Here is a 3,523-nt window from a genome sequence, read left to right as displayed (position 1 = left end):
CGACCGTGCGTCCCTCCTGCACGATGCGCGGGGGCTCGCACCCGTAGCGCAGCGCGTTCACGGCGAGGTTGCGGAAGATGCGGGCGAGGGCGTCGGCGTTCGAGTCGGCCACGAGCGGCTCGTCGGCAAGCTGGATGCCGGGCTCCCACCCGCGCTCCTTGAACTGGCCGTACAGCGAGGCCAGCGACTCGGCGAGCACCTGGCCCACGTCCACGGGCTCGCGCTCGATGCGGTGGTCGGGGTCCTGCACCTGGGCGTAGGCGTACAGCTGGTCCAGCAGGCCGCCCACGTCGTCCAGGCGGCGCGACACCACGTCCAGGTACCGGGCGCGCAGGGCCTCGTCCTCCTCGGCCGCCAGCAGCTGCGCGTAGCCCTGAGTCCCTGCGAGCGGCGTGCGGATGTCGTGCGAGAGGTAGGTGAGGCCGCGGCGCAGCTCGCGCTTGGCCTCCTCGGCGGCGACGCGCTCGCCTTGGTGGCGGTCGATCTGCCGGTTCACCGCCTGCGCCAGCTGCACAAAACCGCGCGTGCGCACGGACAGCGCGACGCGGGCGTTGCTCGCCGACTCCCGGTTCACGAGGAACCGCGCAATGGCCCGCAGCTGCGCCTCCGAGCGGGCAAGCTGGACGGCGAGCGCGACGACGGCGACGGCGAGCAGAACGACCGCGGCTTCCATGGCCTAGACGTCCTTCCTCTTGAGGACCAGGGCGCAGAGCGCCCCGGCGACGGCGATGAACGCCGCGCCCACGAGCGCGATGTGCCCCGCGCCGAGGGGACCGCCGAGCCCGAGGGAGAGCGAGCCCATGCAGGACGACAGCGTGTAGTCGGCGAGGAACGAGATGCTCGGAATCAGCATGCCCAGCTCCTGGATCCCCAGCGTCACCAGGCCCGAGGCCAGCAGGATGCCGATGCCGATGCCCGCCGCCATCTTGCGGGTGGCCCACACCGCAAGCGCCGTCAGCATGCCGAAGCCCGCGGCCACGACCGCGACGAGCACGCCCCACAGCGCGAAGTCGGGCAGGGGGGAGGACGCGAGCTCGAGGCCCGTCACGGCGGCCGTGGCGAGCGTCGCTGCGACGATCATCACGGTGAACAGCGCCGCGAGCACGAGTATCTCCACGATGCGCGCGCCGAGGAACGCGAGGCGGCTCGGCTGCACGGTGAACACGTTCTTGCTGAAGCCGCTCTCGAACTCCGCGGCAAGGAAGATGGCGAGGAACACGACGAACAGGCAGGAGAGCCCGCCTCCGCCGAGGAACACGTTGCCGACGAGCGCCTCCGGCGTCATGCCCTGGACAAGCTGCGCCACCAGGGCATTCGTCTCGGCGAGGTCGTCCGCGCTCGGGCCGCTTCCGTTCGAGAAGCCGATGTGCACGCCCGTCGGCGCGCCGCTTGCGCTGGCTGCCTGCATCGACTGCACGAACGCGGGATCGGTGATGTAGGCCATGGTGGCTGCGCTGATAACGGCCAGCACCGTGATGACGGCCAGGAATATCCACAGCGACTTGCCGTGCACGAGCCGGTAAAGGTCCATCCTCAGAATATTAGCCACGGTACTCAGCCCCCATCATCTCAACGAAGAACTCCTCCAGGTCGCGCCGGTGCGCGTACAAGCCGCGGACGGCGATGCCCTGCTCGTTCAGGGCCGCGCCCACCGCTCCCGCGTCCGCGCCGCCGAAGACGCGGATGGCGCCGTCGGGCATGGACTGGAAGCGCAGGCCCGCGAAGCGCTCCTGCAGCACGGCCAGCGCGAGCGTCGGGTTCGCGGCCTCCAGCTGCAGGAAATCGCTGCATTCCTGGTCGACCTCGGCGGCGGACATCTCGCGCACCATGCGGCCCTCGCGGATGACGCCGTAGCGCGTGGCCATCTTCCCCAGCTGCTCCAACACGTGCGAGCTCACCACCACGGTGATGCCGCGCTCGTCGTTGAGGCGCATGATGAGCCGGCGGATCTCGCGGGCGCCCTCGGGGTCCAGGCCGTTGAGCGGCTCGTCGAGCAGCAGCAGGTCGGGGCTGCCCAAGAGCGCGAGCGCGAGCCCCAGGCGCTGCTTCATGCCCATGGAGAAGTTCTTCGTCGCCTTGGAGCCCACGCTGCCCAGGCCGGTGAGGTCCAGCAGGTCGCGCACCTTGTCCTTGGGGTCGGCCAGGCCCAGCGCGAGCGCCTTCATCATGAGGTTGTCGGTTGCGCTCATGGAGCCGTACAGCCCCGGCGACTCGATGAGCGCGCCGATGCGCCGGCTCGCGCTCGCCTCGCGCGGCTGCATGCCGAACTCGCGCACCTCGCCGTCCGTGGGTGCGGCGAGCCCCGCGAGCATCCTCATCACCGTCGATTTGCCCGCCCCGTTGCGGCCGACGAACCCGTAGATATCGCCTTGGCCCACATGCATGTCGAACTGGTCGACGGCCATCTTGCTGCCGAAGGCCTTCGAGAGCCCGTTGGTTTCGATCACGTTCACGTTCCCGCTCCTTTCCGATCGTCGGATCGTTCTCCGACTGCCAACCACGATACGGAAAAGGCGTTCAGCAATTCGCTTCGAAACCGTTAAGAAAGTGCTAAGTTTGACGTGCGAGGGGCGAGACAGGGGGACGGGGATAACGTCACGTTCCGCGATGCGCTGCAACTGGGCGAAACGAAGGGGAACGTGACGTTATCCCCGTCCCCCTGTCTCGCCCGTCCCCCTGTCTCGCCCCTGTCTCGCCTCATTCGGCCAGCTTGAAGCCGATGCCCCACACCGTCTCGATGTAGCCGTCGGTGCCGGAGGGCTTGAGCTTGCCGCGGATGTTGCTCACATGCACGTTCACGGCCTTCTCCTCCACGAACGCCTCCTCGTTCCAGGCCGCTTGGAACAGCTCCCGCTTGGTGAACACCTTCTTGGGCCGGCGCACGAGGGCCTCCACGATGCCGAACTCCAGGCGCGTGAGCCTTACGGGATCGCCGGCGGCTGTGAGCGTGCGGGCTTCGGCGTCGAGCACCCAGTCCTTGAACCGCAGTGTGCCCGAGCTGCGCCCCGCCCCGCGGGAGGCGTGGCGCAGCTGCACGGACACGCGCGCGAGCGGCTCGTCGAGGTCGAAGGGCTTGGCCAGGTAGTCGTCGGCCCCCAGCTTCAGAAGCTCCACCTTGTCGCCCGTGTCGGCGCGCGCCGACACCACGATGACGGGCACGTCGCTGCGCGCGCGTATCTCGCGCACGAGCTCCTCGCCTGAGAAGCCCGGTAGCATGAGGTCGGTGATGACGAGGTCGTACGGCGCCTCGCCCGCGGCGGCCCCCGCTTTCAGCAGGAGCCGCGCCTCGCTTCCCGAGAACGCCTGCGCGCAGGCGTAGCCCGCCCGCGCGAGCGCGGCCGCCACCACGTTGTTGATGTCGTCGTCGTCCTCGACGACGAGGATGCGGGCTGCGTGTTCCATACGCGTATTGTAGCTCAACCGGGTCTGGCGGGGCGCCACTCTTTCCTCGCCCTTCTCCCGTTCCCGCCCCGGCCCCGTACCGGCCCGCCCGCGCATTCGCACAAGCCCCGCATCCGCGTTC

General features: G+C 69.3%; 4 protein-coding genes. All 4 read right to left on the bottom strand.

Annotated elements, in window-relative coordinates:
- The coding region (locus GPA_RS13920) for a sensor histidine kinase (RefSeq protein WP_049784174.1) at window positions 1–673 on the bottom strand (673 nt) is incomplete at its 3' end.
- Between the two features lie 3 nt (window positions 674–676).
- On the bottom strand, window positions 677–1,549 hold the full coding sequence (locus tag GPA_RS13915) for an ABC transporter permease (RefSeq protein ID WP_231847658.1): 873 nt from the start codon (window positions 1,547–1,549) through the stop codon (window positions 677–679).
- Window positions 1,542–2,453 (bottom strand): ATP-binding cassette domain-containing protein, encoded by a 912-nt coding sequence (locus GPA_RS13910; protein WP_041239690.1) that lies wholly within the window; start codon window positions 2,451–2,453, stop codon window positions 1,542–1,544. Before GPA_RS13910 ends, GPA_RS13915 begins: the two co-directional genes overlap by 8 nt.
- 244 nt (window positions 2,454–2,697) lie before the next feature.
- A complete protein-coding gene (locus GPA_RS13905) occupies window positions 2,698–3,402 on the bottom strand; it encodes a response regulator transcription factor (protein ID WP_015540256.1) in 705 nt (234 codons plus the stop codon).
- Between the last annotated feature and the right edge of the window lie 121 nt (window positions 3,403–3,523).

This window comes from Gordonibacter pamelaeae 7-10-1-b (assembly GCF_000210055.1).
GTDB lineage: Bacteria > Actinomycetota > Coriobacteriia > Coriobacteriales > Eggerthellaceae > Gordonibacter > Gordonibacter pamelaeae.
The sequence above is the reverse complement of the archived record's forward strand: the minus strand, read 5'-3'. Positions and strand labels throughout refer to the sequence as shown.

Excerpts from the sequence above, each read along its gene's own strand:
- GPA_RS13905 (WP_015540256.1), bottom strand. The coding sequence starts at position 3,402 with ATGGAACACGCAGCCCGCATCCTCGTCGTCGAGGACGACGACGACATC.